This window comes from Lysinibacillus sp. DFXJR4, assembly GCF_057196045.1.
In genome coordinates, this window is record NZ_JBXUNW010000007.1 from 96,624 (window position 1) to 117,461 (window position 20,838).

Genomic DNA, 20,838 nt, shown 5'->3' on the forward strand with positions numbered 1-20,838 from the left:
AGTGCGAGTGGTTGCTCGCACTTTTTTAATTTACTTTTGAAATACTAAAGATGACACCAACAGATTGATCATACTTTAAATTATAACGAATCGTATTTTTCTCTACTGTTGTTTCATTTTTTTGATATTGATAGCTTTCGTCAAATAAACGTAATTCTTTTAAAACAGTCCCAACTTGGCTTTGATTTAAGTTAGGATTTGTCATACCAATTAACAATCCCATAGAAAGTACAATATCCATTCCTTCTCCTTGACCCACCATTACCAACTCATGTACTGCACCTTTTTCATCAATATTTTCAATCAAAGTAATATCCTTATCCAACTTCGATGTAATCGTTTCTTCTTCCTTTTTTATATTTTCTAGAGAATAAGACAAATCTAGGTTTTTTACTTCTTTATTGAATGCCTCTATAAATTCTTCATGGTTATTATAAAGGGGTAACGTTGTTGCCATAACAATAATTATTGGGAAGACAAAATAGGCAGTAGCTATTACGGTAGCTATAGTTCGTTTCATTTTGGTAAGTCTTCCCCGCTTCCACACTAGAAATATTCCAACAGGAGGAAAAATAATTAGCCAAAACCACATAAACCAAGTTGATTTTAAAATTGAGGTTCTATGCTTTAACTTTGGCTCATGAAGCATCCTTATCTCCTCCTTTGAATAACTCTTTGATGTTAACACTAAATATGTAATTCATAGAATCATCTTCTTGTAAGGAGTTTTTTAATATATTTATAATATTTTCATCATACGATGTGTTGTTTTCCTCTTTCATTAAATGATTAAATAGAGATGTTCCTTCAAAATCTGCTGTATCAATATCAAAACTTTTATTTAGTAACTGTTCAACTTGTATTCGTTGAAGCTTCTTTTGATATTGTGAAATTAATGTTGGCATTTCCGTATTTTCAACCAGTAATTTGTAAAATTTTTCAGCATCCCCATATTTCTTCTTATGAAAAGCTTCCTCTGCATCGCTTGCTAAAACCTCTACCGTTTCATTATATAAAGATTTAGTCCTATCTAACTCTTTTACCTTCTGAGCCTCTTGAATAAAGCCGAATGCTTCTACATAATTTTTTTTATCCCTAGCAATTGTCGCTTTATTAAGTAACTCATTGATTTTCTCATTCTCTCCTATTTGTGCTAATAAACCTTTAGCCTTTTGCTTTATCTCAGCACTAGAATGTTGATTTTCCTTGATATAAACTGCGTAAACTTTTGCTGTTGAATAATCCTCTTCATTAGCCTTAGAATTAGCCAATTCATAAATATTACTCATAGACTTTTGAATAAGATTTTCTGTTTTACTATTTCCTTTATCCAATTCATAAATCTTTTCAAGCTCAGTTATAGCTTTCTGATAATCTGCACGATTATATAAATCCATTGCTGCTGTGTAATATTTGTCAGCTTTCACTTGATTCTCATCTACTTTTGGCACAGGTGATGAAGGAGCTGATTTTGATGTACTACTACTCCCACCATTAGATGCACTACCCCCACCATTATGATAATGATACTCTCCGTATTTTAATCCCCATTTTTCACAGTTAGTTCGACAGGTATGCCCACCATTACTATCAGTTCGACCTGGATGAGCATTCGCTGTAAACGGTAACAAAAGTAAAAAACAGCACAATAAAACGCTAATTATTGATGAAAAACCATTTCTCACCATTTATTCCTCCTAATATAACAAATGTTATATGTTATATTATACTATATTTACCAATTAGTATATTAAGATTTTGCTACTTTTCTTTTCACCTACCATAAATCTCTCCTACTATTTAACACTTTCCATAATCAAATAAAATTTGCGACAGCTAAAGTATTAAAAGTTAATCAACTAAATCGTGTGTAGTTTGTTTGAAGGACACTGAAAATTAAAAAAGTCGATTTGCATCACTTTTTTTGTGGCAAATCGACTTTTTCAGTGCCCTCCTCGTTTGGGAGTTCATTTTTTAAGGACAAAGTGTACGTGCTATATTTTCAAAATAGCGGACACCATAAATAAGTGCGTCTTCATCAATCCTAAAGCGCGGATGATGTAGTGGGAAAGCTTCTCCAAAATCTACATTATGTACGCCTATAAATTGCATAGAAGAAGGGACAACCTCTGAAAAATCTGCGAAATCCTCTGTTCCAAACATTGGTGCAGGCAATTCTTTAACCCCTGTCTCTCCGACAATATCACTAGCTACTCTGCGAGATAATGCCGTTAGCTCCTTATCGTTCGTCACCGAGGGACAACCCAGCTCCCATTTAATTTCTACTGTTGCTCCATGCATGTAAGCAATACTATGAACGATTTTCTCTAAATGTTCACGTGCTTCCACCCGAACTTTAGCATCTAGAGAGCGAATCGTTCCACCAAGCTCAGCTGTTTCAGCAATGATATTTAATGCTGTCCCACAGTGAAATTTAGCAACCGTTAAAACAGGGGCATGAATGCTCGGTACTTTTCTGGATACAATTGTTTGCAATGCCATAACAATTTCTGAGCCAATTAATAAAGGATCAATTGAAACCTCAGGTGTAGAGGCGTGACCACCACGCCCATATAACTTAATTTCAAAATCATCTGCTGCTGCAGTAAATTTACCATCTTTTATTGCAAATTGCCCCACTTCATAATCAGGGCTTACATGTAGTGCAAAAGCAAAATCTACATTATCTGCAATACCTAAAGACACAAGCTGTGCGGCACCACCTGGAGTGACCTCCTCAGCGTGCTGGAAGACAAATCGAATTTCTCCATTAAAATCTGTCCCACGTTCAGCTAATACTTTAGCCGCCCCCAGTAACATTGCCGGATGTGCATCATGACCACATGCATGCATAACCCCAGAATTTTGTGATTTAAATGAAAGATCAGTTTCTTCCTCAATCGGTAATGCATCAATATCTGCTCGTAATAAAATTGTATGACCATTACCTTCCGTTTTAGTTCCTCTTAAAAATGCACATACACTAGTTTCTGTAAGGCGTTTAACGTCTAAATGTGGGAATGTTTTTAACTGATTATAAATAAATTGTGCCGTTTTATGTTCTTGATATGATAATTCCGGATACATATGTAAATGCTGTCGCCATTTAATAACCTGTTGCTTCAAAACGTCTGTTCCAACCATAGTATATTCCCTTCTCTCTATCAATTTTTATTCAATTTGTTAAAACGGTCCATAGTTCATGACATGTGCAATAACTAATAAAACAATCGCCAAACCTGTCTGAATAAGAAAATATGGGAAAACCCACTTAACCCATTGGGAGAATGGGATACCTGAAATAGCCAATCCTGCTAATAAAATACCACTTGTTGGAATAATCATATTGGAGATACCATCACCAAACTGGAAAGCCAATACGGCTGTTTGCCTTGTCACACCAATCAAATCTGCTAAGGGTGTCATAATAGGCATCGTTAAAGCTGCTTGTCCGCTTCCAGATGGTACTAAGAAGTTCAAACAAAGTTGAAGCAAAAACATCCCAACTGCGTTAATAGAAGCAGGTAATACACTTACTGCATTTGCTACAAAATAAAGAATTGTATCAATTAGTCCTCCTGCAGTTGTAATGACTAAAATCGTTTGAGCAAAGCCTATGATTAAAGCTCCCTCAACCATATCGCGTGCACCAGAAATAAATCCTTCAGCCATTTTATTTGGACTAACCCTACAAATCACAGACATAATAATACTGCTTAATAGAAAAATCCCGCCAATTTCACTAATGTACCATTGAAATTTTATAACCCCAACAATTAAAGCAATAAAGTTTCCTAGTAGAACGAGTAACGCCAGTAAATGACTGGTACTCATCTTAAAGTCTAAATCTATTTTAATACTCTCTTCTCGTTTAAATTTCCCATAAATCCCTTTAGACGGATCATTTTTTACTTTCTTTGCATGCTTATATATATAAAGAACTGTCAAAATATAAAAAACAAAGAAAACGATAATCCGATAGGACATTCCCGAATACATTGGTAATTCAGCTATCGTTTGAGCAACACCAATATTAAACGGATTCGTAATTCCTGAAGTAAAGCCAGTAGCTAAAGTTCCTAGTATCACTATCGCAAACCCTGTAATAGCATCCATTCCTAATGCCATTGTTAAGGGAATAACGATCGCAATATAAACAAGTGTATCTTCAGCCGAACCTATTAAAGTTCCTAAACTAGCAAAAATTAAAACAAGAATAGGTATTAATACATACTCCTGCTTCCCAAATTTACAAGCCATTACTTTAATAAATGAATCAATGGCCCCTGTTTTTTGCATTATCCCTAGTGCTCCACCGAATAAAAAAACAAATAAAATAATAGATGCACCTTCAAGCATTCCTAAATGAACACTATTAAACATTTCAAGAAAACCAACAGGATTTGAATCGATATAGTGAAATGATTCCGGATCTACAACCATTCTCCCGTTACTCTCAATCCGATCATACTGACCTGCTGGCAAAACGTATGTTAGTATTGTCATCGTGATAATGATGATAAACATTAAAACAAACGCATTAATCCCCTTTATTCGTGACACTTCTACCTCTTTTTCTTGGTGCTGGTTCGCCATGCACTTCACCCCTAACGAAAAAATGTAGTATAGAAAGCTTTCCAATTGCGTTTGAGACATTTACAATATATACCCTAATTCAAACTATTTATTGTAGTTATCACCCACCTATTTTTCCACCAAACGGAAAAGTATTCTGTTTAATGGAAACTTTATAAACAAGAATAAAAAACAAAAATTAAAATGTCAATATTTTTAGATAATTCTGTACAATAAAATTATTATTCTTCTACTAAGTTGGCTTCTCCCCATAGAAAAACCCCCTTCAAGGGTTATAGGGCAATAAAAATTTAAAAAAGCCGATTTGCATCACATTTTTTGTGGCAAATCGACTTTATCAGTACCTCCAAGTTTATAAGGAGACCTTTTAATAACACGTTAACATTTTATTAAGTGAGGATAACAGGAATCGAACCCGTAACCCCTTTTCTATAGGGATATGCAGCCCTTGCATTCTTCCTCATAATATATAATTTTTGATTGATTGATGTAGTATTACATTTTTCTCAGTCCCTTTTTACTATTTTGAAATCACATTTTCTCCTACATCAGGTTTATTTTAAACGATTAGGAATGACTTCTTCTTGTAACCAATGCTCACTTGTTTGAACATGATCCATTCTGACAAATTTCCCTAAATTGAATTGGAAATCGTCGTAATGAAATGAACCAGCATTTCTAATGACATACCCTTCTTGTTCACCATCAAACAGTGATATACCCGTAAATGTACGTTTTATTTTTTCTTCATCGAAAATCCCTCGATATAAAACAGGTACCGTTTCAATACCTAACTCAGCAGCAAAGGCAATCGTCTCATCCCAGCTAAAACAAATATTATCTTCATTCCAAATACTAAACAAATAAAAGTAGCTTGTTAACGCTTGATAATAAATGGAATGCTTGGCGTAAACATTTTCTCCACATAATCGCCAATCATTTGGAATCCTATACGCAAAACTCGCGTGAAATGTTTTTACCCAATGTCTAGAGGGATGGTTGGCTGAATTGATACTTCTAGCATGCATATAGTCTCTGTAAAGGGTTGTGCCTTCCCCATCTAATTTTTCAGTGACAACCACTTCTTTTCCTAAAAAGTGATTCACGTTTTTAGCAACTTTATCATCATGGGTATAGCCCCTGCTCCAAGGTAAATGAAAGCTTCTTGGGTATTTTTTTAATTTCGACATATCATCACTTCCTTTCCCTATTATTTATTTAGCAAATTGATCTGCTTCACGGAAAAAGTAAAGCCTCGTTAATAAATCACCATCTAATAGATGATAAATTTCACTGCCACCTTTATCGCCCCCATACTGTATTAACATATGGAATTGCACTAAATAAACGACCTTTAAAACAAAGTTCTTCTCAAAGCCTAACTCTAATAAAAAATGACAAACCAGTTGAGCAGATACATTTTCATGTCCAAAATAGCCATATCGTTGTTGGAATGGTTTATATTTTTTACAAAATGGCTTGCCGACATCATGAAACAATGCAGCTATTTGTAATGCCAATTTGTCGCTCTCCATATAGTATTCATTGATATAGGCTAATACGAAATACGTATGCTGACATAATAAAAATTGATGGAATGGGTTTTCTTGATTGAATTGATAAATTTCTTTAAAAAGTGGGATTGATCGAAGTGTTTGAAAAAGCTCTTCATAGGTGGGCTGGCTTTGAATGAGTGCAATAAATTGCTGTCGAGAAATTTCATAGGGACTTGAATCATGTACAATATGCACTACATCAAATCCTTCTCCTACTGTTGGGAATTCTAAATGCTTTCTCATTTTTTCCATCACCAATAATGGTACATGCCGCTTCCGTTGTTGGTTTCTAGCTACACAAATTGAATAAGGTGTATCAAAGTAATAGCATTCCTTCTTAATGGTGCTTGGCAATTTACGAAGTGCAAACACCCTGCGGTCCCTTTCAATATTTGTGGCATCAACTATGACAGAAAAACCTTTTGCCACTAAATTATTTAAACGCTCATATAATGTACGAAAGACTACACGTGATTTTTGCTTCGTTGCATCGCCAAACAATTCCTGACGTATTGCATCACTCGAAAGAATGACCGCATTTTCGCTTATTGCTAACTGTTTCACAAATGTACTTTTTCCACTCCCAGGCAACCCCACTGTAAAGATTACCTTCATCCTTTTCACCTCCCTTCAAGATTCTATATCGTGTACCGTGTCAAATTCTTTAGGTATGGATGCTATTAATTTTAACAATAATTTATTGTAATCAGTCATATTGTGTCGGGATAGTACATATAAAAAAGACTGCTCCACCTTTTTGTAGAGCAATCTGTATGTATTAATATTTTATTACCTTACACTGTTATTGTATCATAAATTTACAAAAATTACTAGACTATACTTCTTTGCGAAGTAGATGTATGATAAATTTCCTGATTCAATCACCCTACTTTTCCCCTTGGGATAAAGGTGTTTGGACAACCATTTAATAGAGAATCACAATTACCTTCATTTTCACCATCTTTATAGGTGAGGATTACTGCCACAGGAAGAGAAAAATTGGAGAGGAATGTGAGTAAACTTTGGAAAATCAAAAAGAATGGCTAGAAGAAAAGCATTACCTAGAGCATAGTTTAAATCTCATTGATTACAAAAAAAATGAATTACTGCTAAAGGAAAAAGGCTTCAAAGAAAATGCTGTCGCCCTGAAGAAATCCTTTTGGAACGATGTCAGAGTTAATTTAGATACTGCTGAAGATGTTGACGAAACCTTTTTTGCGATTAAGCAACAGGTAGAGCTTCTATCTGACTCAGAGCTTGCACAGCAACGTGCAATTCGTAACGTAAAGGTATACGAACGTTTACAACAATCACCCTATTTTGCTCGTATTGACTTTTTACAAAATGGGCACCAAGATCCTTTAAAAATTTATATAGGTGTAGCCACATTATTGGACGAACAGGATGACAATATAGTTATTTATGATTGGCGTGCACCTATATCGAGTATGTACTATGATTACACACCTGGCGATGCAACCTACGAAACATTAGGTGAAGAAATTCATGGTGAAATGTTACTAAAACGCCAATTTATAATTAAAAATGGGCAGCTACAATCCATGTTTAATACTGGTCTTACCATTGGTGATGACTTATTGCTTGATATTCTTGCGCAAAACGCAAACGAACATATTCGTAGTATCGTTGCAACGATTCAAGCTGAACAAAATAAGATTATTCGACATGTTCACTCACGCTATCTCATCGTAGAGGGTGTTGCGGGTAGTGGTAAAACAGCTGTTGCTTTACAACGAGTAGCCTATCTATTGTATCGTTATCGCAATGAAATGACTGCAGATCAAATTTTACTGATTACACCTAATCAACTTTTTAATCAATATGTCCATACGGTCTTACCTGATTTAGGTGAGGACAATATGCAGCAATTGACGTTCATTGAGTATGCTGAGAAACGTTTAGGTCGACAGTTCCAATTAGAATATCCTTATGAGCAGCTTGAAGATCTTTTAACAGAAAAGAATGACGCTCATTATCGAACAAAATTAAGTACTATTTCTTTTAAAGCGAGTCTTACTTACAAACAATTAATGGATCATTATGTAAGCTATTTATCGAAGAAAGGCTTATTATTTAAAAATATTGTTTTTCGTGGAGAACGAATTATTCCAGCCCAAGTGATTTCGGAATATTTCTATTCTTTCCCTTTCACAATGTCGATACCTGATCGCCTACAATTAGTGAAAGAATGGTTATTGCAGCAATTAACGAAATTTGAAAGGGATGAACGAAGAAAGGAATGGGTAGAAGAAGAGGCTGAACTATTAGACAAGGAGGACTACTCCAAGTCCTACAAGGAGCTTTTATTTGAGGGACGCTATACAGAAAACTCTTTCGATGATTTTGATCAAGAACGCAAAAAATTAGCGAGACAAATTACCAAAAAACACTTTAAACCATTACGCAGCTCCGTTCATCAGTTAAGGTTTGTCCATATATTAGGTACGTATCGACAACTCTTTGATTTGCATAGTCCCGTTCATAAAGAATTACAGCACCTTATGCCGGACAATTGGGAGGATATTTGCCAGCGAACTCTCCCTAATTTAGCAAAACGTCTGATTGCCTATGAGGATGCAGCACCATTTTTATATTTACAGGACAAAATAGAAGGGCAACAGACAAATACGATGATCCGTCATGTATTGATTGACGAAGCCCAAGATTATTCGCCATTCCAATTAACGGTTTTACAGCAGTTATTTCCAAAGGCACGTATGACCATTTTAGGAGATGGACATCAAACGATTCATCCGCATACCTTTAGTAATCCTTCATTGCTTGACCCTCAATTATATGGGGATCAGGCAGAAAAAATGATTTTAACGAAAAGCTATCGTTCGACAAAGCAAATTATTCAACTCACTGCTAAGATTTTAAATGATAGTAGTCAAGTAGAGGCATTTAACCGAAATGGTCCAGAACCATCGATTACTATTGTGCCGAATGAATTGGCATTAACTGAGCAAATTATCCAAAGCATCAACGATCTCTCTACCAAATTTGAAACCATTGCTGTAATTTGTAAAACTGCAGCTGAATGCTCTGATGTTTATGAGCAATTAAGCAATCAAATAGATATTCAACTGATTAACCACAATACCAAGCAATTTAAAAAGGGTATATTATTACTGCCAGCATATATGGCAAAAGGTATCGAATTTGATGCAGTTCTTATCTATAATGCATCTGCTGCTAATTACTCAAGAGAAAACGAACGTAACTATTTCTATACGGCCTGCACGAGAGCTATGCATGAGTTGCGCATTTATGCCATCAACCAATTAACGTATTTTCTACAATAATAGGACACAGGTGAATCTGTTCTTTACAGATTTTCCTGTCATGTTGTTGAAATACTATTATGTCAATGAAATCAAGGTGACAAATTAAAAGTATAGTCCTTTTTCAAAACGAGGGGTTAATCTCCGTTCCGACTGAGTGCTTTCCTGGGGGCGTCCGATGAGCCGCTTCACTCGCACTGCTCGCTCCAGGGTCTCATCTGTGACGCTGAATCCCCGAGGAGTCACTCATTCTACACTCCAATCAACCACTGCTCATAGTATTTTCTTCTGGCATTTCACACAAATTAATAGTGATAAATTTGAAGTCTTAGCCATCACTATATTGTGCAAAAATGGAGCTTTGATAACATTTTTCTATGTGAATGCAGAGCGACAGTAATAAGTGGCTTTTTATGTAAAGTGAAAAAGTAGTTTTATGCATAGAATGTAGGATGACAGCTATAGAATTGTACCACTATTGTATCCATTTAATGATGGTGAGTAACATGTTTTTTTTACTTTTGAGGGAAGAAAATATTTAAAATTCTACACTATTGCAGATTGGAGTGCAAGGCTACTCGACTCCCGTGGGATAGCGAGACAGACGAGACCCTGCACGGAGCGTCAGCGCAGGAAGCGGCTCGTCGCTCGCCCACAGGAAAGCGAGTAGCCTGGAACGGAAATTACCTTCATTTTGACTAAATACTCACAAAGAGTCCCTTGACCATTTAGTTTTTCAACACTATGACAGGAGAATCTGTTCTTTACAGATTCTCCTGTCATTTTTATATATAGAAAGTGTAGTCTTCTGGAATAACACGTTTAAGGAATTTTTTTGTTCGCTCTTCTTTTGGATTCACAAATATATCATGTGGACTTCCTTCCTCTACAACGACTCCACCATCCATGAATATCACTCGATTAGCTACATCCTTTGCAAAGCCCATTTCATGTGTGACAACAAGCATCGTTGTACCCTCAGCTGCTATGTTTTTCATGACCTGTAGTACCTCACCGACTAACTCTGGATCAAGTGCAGAGGTTGGTTCATCAAATAAAATAATATCTGGGTTTAATGCTACTGCTCGTGCAATCCCTACCCGTTGCTGTTGACCTCCAGACAACTGACTTGGATAGGCATCATACTTTTCCGAAAGTCCTACTTTATCAAGTGCCTTCTTACCAATCTCAATTGCCTGTGCTTTCGGTACCTTTCGACCAATGATAAGGCCCTCTGTCACGTTTTCCAAGGCCGTTTTATTAGTGAAGAGATTGTAGTTTTGAAAGACAAATGCTACACGCTGACGAATTGCATGGACGTCTTTTTTCTTTACATGTTGAAAATCGACTTGAATATCTCCAAATGTTGCATGTCCTTGATCAGCATTTTCTAAAAAATTAATGCATCGTAATAAGGTTGTTTTCCCTGAACCACTAGGACCTAAAATAACAACAACATCACCTTTATCAATGGCTAAATCGACGCCCTTTAAAATTTCATTATTACCAAATGATTTATGGATATTTTTAATCTCTAACATGCTTCATCACCCCTCAGGCATTTGCCGCTTTAAATTTACTTAAATGCTTTTCATATCGTTTAAAGAGAAATTCAACGGTACTACATAAAATTAAGTACACAATGAAAATATCAATATATGCTTCTACATAATTGTAACCAACATTGGCAGCTACCTTAGCCTTCAATGTGATTTCAGGTAAAGACATAGCATAGCCTAAAGATGTCGCTTTAATAAGATTAACAGTAGCTGTACAAATATTTGGCATAGCCACCACTAAGGCTTGTGGAATAATTATTCGGCGATATGCCTGAAATGTCGTTAAGCCCGTTGCATGCGCTGCCTCCAACTGGCCTTTTTCAATCGTACTTAAAGCAGAACGAAATACCTCAATTAAAATAGCTGTCGTACTAAAGGCAAAAACAATAAATGCATACCAAATAGGATTGATTTTATAAATATCATAGTTTATATTGTATTTTTCAAAAATAATTTTTAGCATTAACGGAATGCTACTATACATAATAAAAATTTGAATAATTATGGGTGTTCCTCTAACAAAGGAAACATAAATCTTTGCTAAATGATGAATAACTGGAATTTTATTAATCCGTGTTAATGCCAGTAAAAAACCAAGTGGCAAAGCAATGAGCAACGCAACAACTGTTACAAGGAGTGCAATAGGAACACCTGATAATGCTACAAAAAAGGTTTCAAGTAAAAATTGATAATTCATGGTTTCCCCTCCCTACGTTGTTTCTAATGTCTTTTTCCCTTTGCCAAAAAACTTTTCCAGCATAGCAAAGAATTTTTCAATAATAATTGAAAGCACCCAATATACAATAGCTAAAGCAATATATATCTCTAATGCATGTGCATTTATATTACTAGCAATAATTAAATTTGCCTTCCCAACAATATCAATTAAGCCAATCGTATAAGCAAGTGCCCCCTCCTGTAATAACGCAATCATACCGTTCCCAAAGTTTGGTAAGGCAACAACAAGTGCTTGGGGGAAAATAATACGTCGATAGGCTTGAATTGGCGTTAATCCTACACTAACAGCCGCTTCAAATTGACCTTTAGGAATTGCTAAATAGGCAGAACGTATCACTTCTGACATAATTGCAGCGAACTGCAACGTAAATGTCACAACAACAAAAATAGCTGTTTCAATCGAATGCAGATTTATGCCAACATTTTCTGCTAATGCCGGTACACCATAATAGACAAGAAATAACAGGACAATTGATGGTGTACAACGCATAATTGTTGTATATAGATTCGCTAATTTTTGTAACAATTTTACTGAGCTTAACTTTGCAGCTGCTAATAATAAGCCAAATATTGTGCCTAATACGATGGAAGATCCTGCAACTAAAAATGTCACTTTTAAAAAGGGCAATAATACAGGGATTGAATTCCAAATGTATGATGCATCAAAATACTTCTCCATTTCCTCACCAACTTTTATAAATATCTGATTATAGCGTAGTAAATTTTTCTTTGTATGAATAAAGACTGCTGAGTATACTGACTCAACAGCCTTTTATTGATAGTAGCAGCTGCTAACACCTTCTCTTCCGAAGAGAATTCATTAATTACCGCCTATTAACGGTTCACTTTTTCTAACACTTCAAATAAATCTCGCCCATAAAACTTTGTGCTTAATTCATTTGTTTTCTTCTGCTCTTTAATCTGTGCGATAGCTTTATCATATGCATCTGCAAATTCTTGTTCCTTTTTATTAAACAATGGCCATGTTTTGATAACAGCAAATTCATTGTAAACAACATCATCTTTTAAGTTATAGTAAGGACCATCCTCTGCTAAAACTTGTTGCTTAAATGGACCTTCAATCATAACACCGCCATCCACACGTTTTTCATTTACCCATTGCACCACATCAACCGTAAATGCATCTCCAGCCTGTAATTTTACTTTATTGTCAGGATGAGCTGTGTTGTACTCATCAATAATTGTATACTGGGCATTATTCGCAGCAATCGGTGCTAATGCATAGCCTTTTTTCGCGAAGTCTTCTAATGTTTTTATACCTTCATCTTCTTTTCGTAATACTAAACCAGCACTACTTAATCCTAAAAATTCTTTCGGGAAAATAAACTTTTCTGTACGTTCCTGTGTAAAGAATGCATTTTTAACCCCTACTTGATATTTTCCTTGCTCAACACCAATCAATAAATCATCACTTGTTGTCCCTACATACTCAAACTTATATTCAGGTAATAATTCATCCACTAGCTTCATCACTTCAACATCATAGCCTGTTGGATTCCCTTTATCATCTATATAACTAATTGGCTTAGAAGCCTGATCAAAAGCAACTTTCACTGTACGTACTTTTACGCCATCAGCATCCGTTCCTTTATCTGATGAGGATTCTTCTGAATTACAGCCTGCTAAAATGGCAAGTGAAGCCAATCCTATTGCAGCGAATTTGAAAATCTTGTTCTTTTGTTTAAACATATGTCATTTCTCCTTATTTTCAATGGTTTTTCCATTAATTTTCCTTCAATTTTTGCTGTTTAATTGCTGCCGTTGCAAGCTTAATAATAGTCATATCATCCATTGGCGGATTATGCAGACCAGCACGAACATTTCGATAATAGCGTTGCAATGGATTTGTTAACTGCAAGCTCTTTGCCCCCACCACTCGCATTGCTTTGTCTACAACGTCAATCGCTAAATTCGTTACGGTATGTTTAGCCACAGCCATTTCATTTGTTAAAAATTCGCGTCTTGCTGGATCATCATAAGCCTCTGCTACACCGTATAAGACAAAGCGTGCCTGATGTAGCTTTAATTCTATGTCGCCTAGAAGCTGCTGGACATTGGGTAAAGTACTTATTGGAGCATTTAGGCTATTCGGTTGATGATGATTAGCAAAATATAGTGCAAAGTCACGGGCTGCCTGCGCAATACCTAAGTAAGTTGCTGGAATATGTAGAATCCACCCATTTATTTTGCCACCGCTAGGATGACTAGGTAATTCTACTAAGTAATTACTAGGAACAACTACATCAGTTAGTACTAAATCATGGCTACTTGTTCCTCGCATTGCAGACATCTCCCAGTTTTCTTCAATGGAGAGACCTTTCACATCTTTATGAATCAAGAAGAAGCCAATTTGATTTTTTTCCTCAATCCATGCTGATGTTAAGAAATAATCGAGCACTGGAGAGGCCGTTGTAAAAATTTTACGCCCGTTTAATAGCCATCCTTGTTTTGTTGAAATAGCATTTGTTCCAGGTCGCCCTCCACGTGTTGGACTCCCTGTTGCTGCTTCACTAACAGCTCGATTGATAATAGCACCCTTTTTTATTTCTGGCGCAAGTAAATGCAGTGCATCATCTGCCCATAATTTTGTCTCATATATTTCTCCTACAACACCAAGTGTCCAACCTAATGAGAGGGAAGCATTTTCGTCATAGCTTGCTAATGTTTCTTGAATGAGTACCATATCATAAACTGATAAACCTTCACCGCCAAATTCCTTCGGTAAAGTTAGTCTCGGATAGCCGATTTGCAGAAGTAGTCTATGTGCTTCAAATGGAAAGCGAGATTGTTCATCTACCTCTTTAGCCTCTGTTCTAATCGGCTCTGCAATAGAAGCCAATTGATCGAGCCAATACTTTTGTTGCGCTGTTTTAATAAATAAATCCTTCAAGAAAATCTCCTTCTTCCCAAATTATATAAAACATATATATTTACTAAGAATTAACTTTTTAAAAAAATCTCTAACTACTTTTTTAGTAGTGAGATTTAAATTGGTACTGAATTTTCTGATTCGTTGACATTTATGATACTTTTCACAATAAAAAATGTCAATGGGTTAAATATAAGTTTTTTTGTAAGCTTTATTGGCTTTATCTCAATTTTATTCACCAAGCTGTTTTTACAACATATGCTAGATGGTAGAAAGAGGTGTATGTATGACAAATAATATGAATCCGTCATTAGGTAATATCACCATGGCACATCCAACTCCTGAGGTTATTCAAACAAAATTTGGCGATATAAATGGAGATGGCATTTTAGAGACAGTCCTTTTAATAGGAACTAAAACCCCAGATAGCCCCCTGTGGAAAAATCTAACTTTGGGGATTTTTTATGGGCAAACACAAAAATTTGAAAAAGTAATACTAAAGCAAAATATCGGCTATAATCCAACTATTTTTCTAGGTGATTTCACTGGCAATCATCAAGATGATATTTTAGCTATTTCTGACACTGGAGGTAGTGGAGGAATTATCAATGGTGAAATCTTTGCCTCGATAAACGGGCAAGTTCGTTCTATTTTTGATACAGAATCTTTCACTAATAAATATACAGTCAATTATCAAGATCAGTATAAAGTAGCTGTTCGTAGCGCGAATCCTAAAAAGCAATATATTATTGATTTACAGTACAAGGGACCTGAATATTTAGCAGAAATCTATAATCAAGATGGTACACTAAAACAGCCTATAGAGGGATGGGTTGATCCAATTAGTGGGTTGTATCCTGTTGATTATGAACGGGATGGAATATACGAAATTTTGGCGTATCAGGCTATTGCGGGGAGATATCATGCTGATGGATTAGGTTATGTAGAGAACATACTAAAATGGAACGGTAACAAATTTAGTGTGGACCGCCAAACGGTATCGATTTATGGTGAGGACCTAAAATGAATTTTCTACTATAACTTAAAACGAGAATTTGCTCAAAAAAATTCTCGTTTTAGAGGTAGTAGTCGAAACTGTTATTTATTTTTCAACTAATGCGAAATAATTATCTTCATGATCAGCAAAATTAAATACTCTCCCCATTGGCATCATTATTAAATCCCCTACTATAACGCCCTTTTCCTGAAAATCCTGATACAGATCTTCTATATGATCAGCGTAAAACATAATCGACGGAGTCCCTAAATTCAATTCAGGCTGCATTTTTGCAATAATTTCTTTGTTGTGGAGAACGAAAGTCGTTTGAGCGTCTTTCGTTGGAGCAATTTCAATTGTTCGTATTCCTTCCTCTTCCCGTTCATCAACTACCACAAAGCCGATTTTTTCTGTCCAAAACTTAACGCCTGCATCCTGGTCATTTACATATATCATGACTTGTCCAATTTGTTTAATCATGAACAATCCCCTCCTCTTTTGAACATTAGTATACAACAATTGTAAGCTTTCTATGTTCACTCATGAGTAATATTACTGCAAACATTCTGATAAAAAAGCATTTATGGAAAAACGCTTAACATTTAATTTATTTTTGATAAAATAAGCTAGTTAGTCTATTCTTTACCTATTGCGGAAAAGTATACAACTATAATATAAGAGTGAGGATAATTTAAGTGAAACAACTAAGTATAAGGAAAAAGCTCATTTTTTCATTTTTAGCAATGCTTCTCGTCCCAACACTATTAATTGGCATTATTTCTTACCAGAGTGCCGAGCAACAAATTTTAAAAGAACAACAAGCAAGCACAGCCGAGAGTATACGCATGCTTAATACGAATATTACAAACACCATTGATCCAAAAATAAAAGATATCCAATACTTCTCCAAAAAACTGAATAAATCCTATACACAAGTAGATAAAGAACCAGAACTAAAGACGCTTTTCTGGGAATATATCAATATGCACCCCGAGGTAGAGCTCATCTATCTAGGAACGGCAGATGGTCGGTTATTAGATGAACCTACGCAAGTATATCCAGATGACTTTGATTTACTTACCAGACCATGGTACAAGCAAGCTCTAGAAAATAATGACCAGGTGTCCATCACTGCACCATACATTTCTCAAGCTACAGGCGACGTTGTCATAACAATTACGCAAGCTTTACCTGACAGCTCTGGCGTAATTGGACTAGATTTAAACATTTCCACCCTTAGTACCATCACAAATGATATACGCATTGGGAAAACTGGTTTTGCCTCCCTTTTAGATAGCCATCAGGTATATATTGCTGACCAAAAGAACGAAAGTGGCTCAGAGGCAACTGAAAGCTATATCAAAAAAATATATGAACAAGATAGTGGCACAGTAAGAGAATCAAATAAGCAACTACAATTTGTTACTAATAAGCTAACAGGATGGAAGATTGTTGGTACAATGTTTACTGCCGAGGCCTCTAAAGCTGCCGCCTCCACCTTTAATATGAACTTAATAATCACTGCTGTTTCAATAATTGTTGGTATTATCTTTATGCTTTATATGATTAAATCCATAGTTAATCCAATTAATCGACTGAAACAAAGTGCTGTAACAATTAGCGAAGGTGATTTAACAGAGTTTATTGATATTCATTCTAAGGATGAAATTGGTCAACTGGCTGAAGCCTTTGTCTCTATGAAGGTAAGTTTAAAATCTTTAATACGTAATGTTCATCAAAGCTCTCAGCATGTACAAGCTGCTGCACAAGGTTTATCCGCCAATACAGAGCAAAATATTGCTGCTTCTGAGCAGGTGACAGAAGCGATGCAACAGGTGGCTATCAGTTCAGAGAAACAAACAACAGGAATTGACCAGAATGCAATATCAGTTGAAGAAATTGCTAAGGGAGTGGTTGAGGTCGCAGATAGCTCTATGCAAGTTTCAGATCTCACTAGCTATGCTATTCAATTGGCAGAGGAAGGTGGTCATTCTGTAGATCAAACGGTTCAGCAAATGCATTCCATTCACGAATCTGTAGCACTATCAGATAGGATGATAAAATCACTCTATGACCGAACAAAAGAAATTGGCTCTATATTAGAAATTATTAGTGCAATTTCCGATCAAACAAATCTTCTTGCCTTAAATGCTGCTATCGAAGCTGCTCGAGCAGGAGAGCACGGAAAAGGCTTTGCTGTAGTTGCAGATGAAGTTCGAAAATTAGCCGAACAATCACAGCATTCAGCAAAACAAATTTCTGAACTAATTGCAGGTATTCAGCAAGAGACTGCCAAATCAGTACAAACAATGATAAAGGCTTCTACAGATGTGCAGGATGGCTTACAGCTCACAGAAGATACAAGTAAAAAGTTTGCGCATATTATGACAAGCTTACGGGAAATGGCTCCGAAGATGGAGGACATATCTGCTTCTGCACAGGAAATGTCTGCAGTGGTTGAAGAAGTCTCTGCAACAGCTATTGAGCTAACGGACCATGCTAAATTAAATGCTGCCGCATCTGAAGAAGTGGCTGCATCTACAGAGCAAACATTATCCTCCATGCAAGAAATGGCTAACGCTGCTAAAGTACTACTTGATATGGCTGATGAATTACAGAGCTATGTAGGCCGTTTTAAATATTGATGATTCATACGTCTGAGCTCAACATGCGATTGAGCTCAGATTTTTATTTTTGTATAGCCTACATTAATTTACACAGGAGTTTAAATTTTCTGATATTTTAGATAATTTCATTGATTTAAATTCATTTTACTTTTAGAATCAGATTAAAACATTTGAACTATCAGTGAAGCAATTTATAAGTGGAAAAACATTAACAAATTCCAATTTATTACATACAATTATACATTTTTCTGATAAAATAAGACAAATAACATTTTGGTAGTCCAATTTATTCATATATATAAATATTGTTATAAGGGGGAATTTATCTATGAAACGAATCAGCTTACGAAAAAAATTAATTTTTGCATTTTTAGCCATACTTCTCGTTCCAACTCTATTAATCGGATACACCTCCTTCAAAAGTACAAAAAGCCAAATTCTAAAGGAGCAACAAGCAAGTGCTACAGAAAGCGTACGCATGCTAAATACCAATATTACAAATACCATTTCTCCTAAAGTATTGGATATCGAATACTTTGCAAAAAAAGTAGATCAAACTTATCTATCGGGAGAAAAAAACAATGAACTAAAGGGTCTTTTCCAAGAATATATAAATACACACCCAGAGGTTGAATTACTTTATATAGGTACTTCGGATGGCAGAATAATAGATGAGCCTGTTCATGAGTATGAAAGTGACTATGATCCACGTGAACGATCTTGGTATAAAGAAGCAGTCGCTAACAAAGGACAAGTTACCATTACTTCACCCTATATATCAAAATCAACAAATAACATGGTTATTTCAGTTATGCAAACTCTTCCGGATGGATCTGGGGTAATTGCGTTAGATTTTAATATCTCTGTGCTAGGTGCAATTACAGAGGACGCTCGTATTGGAGAAACAGGATTTGCTTCCCTAATAGATAAGGATAAGCTATATGTTTCTCAGCGAGATAAAGAGAGCGGTTCTGAAGCAACAGAAAGCTATATTTCGAAGGTTTATGAGCAGGAGAAAGGAACAATAGTTGAAAATGACCGCCACTTACAGTTTGTCACAAATAAACTAACGGGCTGGAAGGTTATTGGTACGATGTTTACGGCTGAGGCTACAAATGCCGCTACTTCAACTTTTAAAATTATTTTAGTTATTACTTTCTTTTCAATAATTATAGGTCTAATATTCATGCTTTACATGATCAAGTCTATTGTTAAACCGCTTAAACTCCTTCAAAATAGCGCATTAAAAATTAGTGATGGCGATTTAACAGAGTATATTGAAGTACACACGAAAGATGAGATTGGTCAACTAGGTGAAGCCTTCATATCCATGAAGGTGAACTTAAAAAAATTAATCCGCAATGTCAATCAGAGTGCCGAGCATGTTCAAAAGTCAGCACAAGATCTATCTGCTAATTCGGAACAAAATATTGCTGCTTCAGAGCAGGTGACGGAAGCGATGCAACAGGTGGCTATTAGTACAGAAAAACAAACATCGAGTATTGATCAAAATGCAATTTCTATCGAGGAGATAGCTAAAGGAGTGGTCGAGGTTGCTGATAGCTCTATGCAGGTTCTAGACCTATCTAGCCATGCTATTAATTTGGCTGAAGAAGGCGGTCAATCAGTACAGCAAACGGTTAACCAAATGGTTTCTATTCACGAATCTGTTGCACAATCAGATGCTATGATTAAAACACTTTATGATCGAACAAAGGAAATTGGCTCTATTATTGAAATTATTAGTGCAATTTCAGACCAAACCAACCTACTTGCATTAAACGCAGCTATAGAAGCAGCACGTGCAGGTGAACACGGAAAAGGCTTTGCGGTAGTTGCTGATGAGGTTCGAAAACTAGCAGAGCAATCCCATCAATCGGCAGAGCAAATTTCTACGCTAATTACTGGTATTCAACAGGACACAGCGAATTCTGTTCAAACCATGACAAAGGCATCCGTAGACGTTCAGGATGGTTTAAAACTTTCCGAAGACACAAGTACGAAATTTGAGAGTATTATCGCAAGCCTAAGAAGTATTGCACCAAAAATGGAGGATATCTCTGCATCAACACAACAAATGTCTGCAGTGGTCGAAGAAGTTTCCGCTACTGCAATTGAGCTTTCTGATCATGCTAAGCTAAATGCAGCCGCGTCTGAGGAAGTCGCTGCATCTACTGAGCAAACATTATCCTCCATGCAGGATATCGCCTCTGCTGCAAAAGCACTACTCGATATGGCCGATGAGCTCCAAGGCTTTGTAAACCAATTTAAATATTAAAAAATAGAGGTTGGGACATAACTAGCTGCTCATATCTAAGAAAAGAGAAATCAATGTCATCCGATTTCTCTTTTTTCTTGGTGATTCTACTTTTTTAACATAAGGACACAGTTATTGTTTGGTGACTTTAATTTTATCAGAAGGTGTCCCTTCTTTTCATCTAAATTAAAGCACAGAAAATTTTACTGTATTGAGGTTTTGTCCCAGCTTCTATCCTAGCTTGATTAGTGAGGTATTCATGGTTTGTAGTACTGATACATATTATTATTTGAATTTTAGACTACTGAAGAAC

The 20,838-nt window shown here is 35.9% G+C and carries 16 protein-coding genes and 1 tRNA gene; 4 read left to right on the forward strand and 13 right to left on the reverse strand.

Annotated features, from left to right (window positions below):
* Positions 1 to 25: 25 nt before the first annotated feature.
* The 7 genes from AC2CGN_RS15580 to AC2CGN_RS15610 form a co-directional block, all read right to left on the reverse strand.
* The gene (locus tag AC2CGN_RS15580) at positions 26 to 520 is read right to left on the reverse strand and encodes a hypothetical protein (protein WP_429983495.1); all 495 of its coding nucleotides are present in this window, start codon (positions 518 to 520) and stop codon (positions 26 to 28) included.
* Positions 521 to 638: 118 nt separating this feature from the next.
* Positions 639 to 1,664: a YHYH domain-containing protein gene (locus AC2CGN_RS15585; RefSeq protein WP_484514876.1), complete on the reverse strand. Its 1,026-nt coding sequence runs from the start codon at positions 1,662 to 1,664 to the stop codon at positions 639 to 641.
* A 310-nt stretch (positions 1,665 to 1,974) separates the two neighbouring features.
* Entirely contained in the window at positions 1,975 to 3,144 is a 1,170-nt protein-coding gene (locus AC2CGN_RS15590) for a M20 metallopeptidase family protein (protein WP_484514779.1), read from the reverse strand.
* A gap of 39 nt (positions 3,145 to 3,183) precedes the next feature.
* Positions 3,184 to 4,596 (reverse strand): YfcC family protein, encoded by a 1,413-nt coding sequence (locus AC2CGN_RS15595; protein WP_484514781.1) that lies wholly within the window; start codon positions 4,594 to 4,596, stop codon positions 3,184 to 3,186.
* A 394-nt stretch (positions 4,597 to 4,990) separates the two neighbouring features.
* A tRNA-Ser gene (locus AC2CGN_RS15600) sits at positions 4,991 to 5,058 on the reverse strand.
* Between the two features lie 92 nt (positions 5,059 to 5,150).
* On the reverse strand, positions 5,151 to 5,786 hold the full coding sequence (locus AC2CGN_RS15605) for an RNA ligase family protein (protein ID WP_484514783.1): 636 nt from the start codon (positions 5,784 to 5,786) through the stop codon (positions 5,151 to 5,153).
* A 24-nt stretch (positions 5,787 to 5,810) separates the two neighbouring features.
* Positions 5,811 to 6,767: an AAA family ATPase gene (locus tag AC2CGN_RS15610; protein WP_484514785.1), complete on the reverse strand. Its 957-nt coding sequence runs from the start codon at positions 6,765 to 6,767 to the stop codon at positions 5,811 to 5,813.
* A 407-nt stretch (positions 6,768 to 7,174) separates the two neighbouring features.
* Between AC2CGN_RS15610 and helD the strand changes: the two genes are divergently transcribed.
* Positions 7,175 to 9,478, forward strand: coding sequence for an RNA polymerase recycling motor HelD (helD, locus tag AC2CGN_RS15615; protein WP_484514787.1), 2,304 nt, complete (start codon positions 7,175 to 7,177; stop codon positions 9,476 to 9,478).
* A gap of 764 nt (positions 9,479 to 10,242) precedes the next feature.
* Here helD and AC2CGN_RS15620 read toward each other — a convergent pair.
* The 5 genes from AC2CGN_RS15620 to AC2CGN_RS15640 all read right to left on the reverse strand — a co-directional run bounded on the left by AC2CGN_RS15620 (position 10,243) and on the right by AC2CGN_RS15640 (position 14,665).
* A complete protein-coding gene (locus tag AC2CGN_RS15620; RefSeq protein ID WP_283870123.1) occupies positions 10,243 to 10,998 on the reverse strand; it encodes an amino acid ABC transporter ATP-binding protein in 756 nt (251 codons plus the stop codon).
* Between the two features lie 13 nt (positions 10,999 to 11,011).
* Entirely contained in the window at positions 11,012 to 11,713 is a 702-nt protein-coding gene (locus AC2CGN_RS15625) for an amino acid ABC transporter permease (protein WP_286925505.1), read from the reverse strand.
* Between the two features lie 12 nt (positions 11,714 to 11,725).
* A complete protein-coding gene (locus tag AC2CGN_RS15630) occupies positions 11,726 to 12,433 on the reverse strand; it encodes an amino acid ABC transporter permease (RefSeq protein WP_429983502.1) in 708 nt (235 codons plus the stop codon).
* A gap of 155 nt (positions 12,434 to 12,588) precedes the next feature.
* Positions 12,589 to 13,464, reverse strand: a complete 876-nt coding sequence (locus tag AC2CGN_RS15635) for a transporter substrate-binding domain-containing protein (protein WP_286925503.1) — start codon at positions 13,462 to 13,464, stop codon at positions 12,589 to 12,591.
* Between the two features lie 34 nt (positions 13,465 to 13,498).
* Complete coding sequence (locus tag AC2CGN_RS15640) at positions 13,499 to 14,665, reverse strand: acyl-CoA dehydrogenase family protein (RefSeq protein ID WP_484514790.1); 1,167 nt, start codon at positions 14,663 to 14,665, stop codon at positions 13,499 to 13,501.
* A 265-nt stretch (positions 14,666 to 14,930) separates the two neighbouring features.
* Here AC2CGN_RS15640 and AC2CGN_RS15645 point away from each other — a divergent pair, with 265 nt between their 5' ends.
* Positions 14,931 to 15,671, forward strand: coding sequence for a hypothetical protein (locus AC2CGN_RS15645; protein ID WP_484514792.1), 741 nt, complete (start codon positions 14,931 to 14,933; stop codon positions 15,669 to 15,671).
* A 75-nt stretch (positions 15,672 to 15,746) separates the two neighbouring features.
* On the opposite strand, the gene AC2CGN_RS15650 is transcribed toward AC2CGN_RS15645, so the two are convergent.
* On the reverse strand, positions 15,747 to 16,121 hold the full coding sequence (locus AC2CGN_RS15650) for a VOC family protein (RefSeq protein WP_429988322.1): 375 nt from the start codon (positions 16,119 to 16,121) through the stop codon (positions 15,747 to 15,749).
* Between the two features lie 215 nt (positions 16,122 to 16,336).
* On the opposite strand from AC2CGN_RS15650, the gene AC2CGN_RS15655 reads away from it, so the two are divergent.
* Both AC2CGN_RS15655 and AC2CGN_RS15660 read left to right on the forward strand, forming a co-directional pair.
* Positions 16,337 to 18,286 (forward strand): methyl-accepting chemotaxis protein, encoded by a 1,950-nt coding sequence (locus AC2CGN_RS15655; RefSeq protein ID WP_484514794.1) that lies wholly within the window; start codon positions 16,337 to 16,339, stop codon positions 18,284 to 18,286.
* Between the two features lie 310 nt (positions 18,287 to 18,596).
* A complete protein-coding gene (locus tag AC2CGN_RS15660; RefSeq protein WP_484514796.1) occupies positions 18,597 to 20,546 on the forward strand; it encodes a methyl-accepting chemotaxis protein in 1,950 nt (649 codons plus the stop codon).
* Positions 20,547 to 20,838 lie beyond the last annotated feature (292 nt).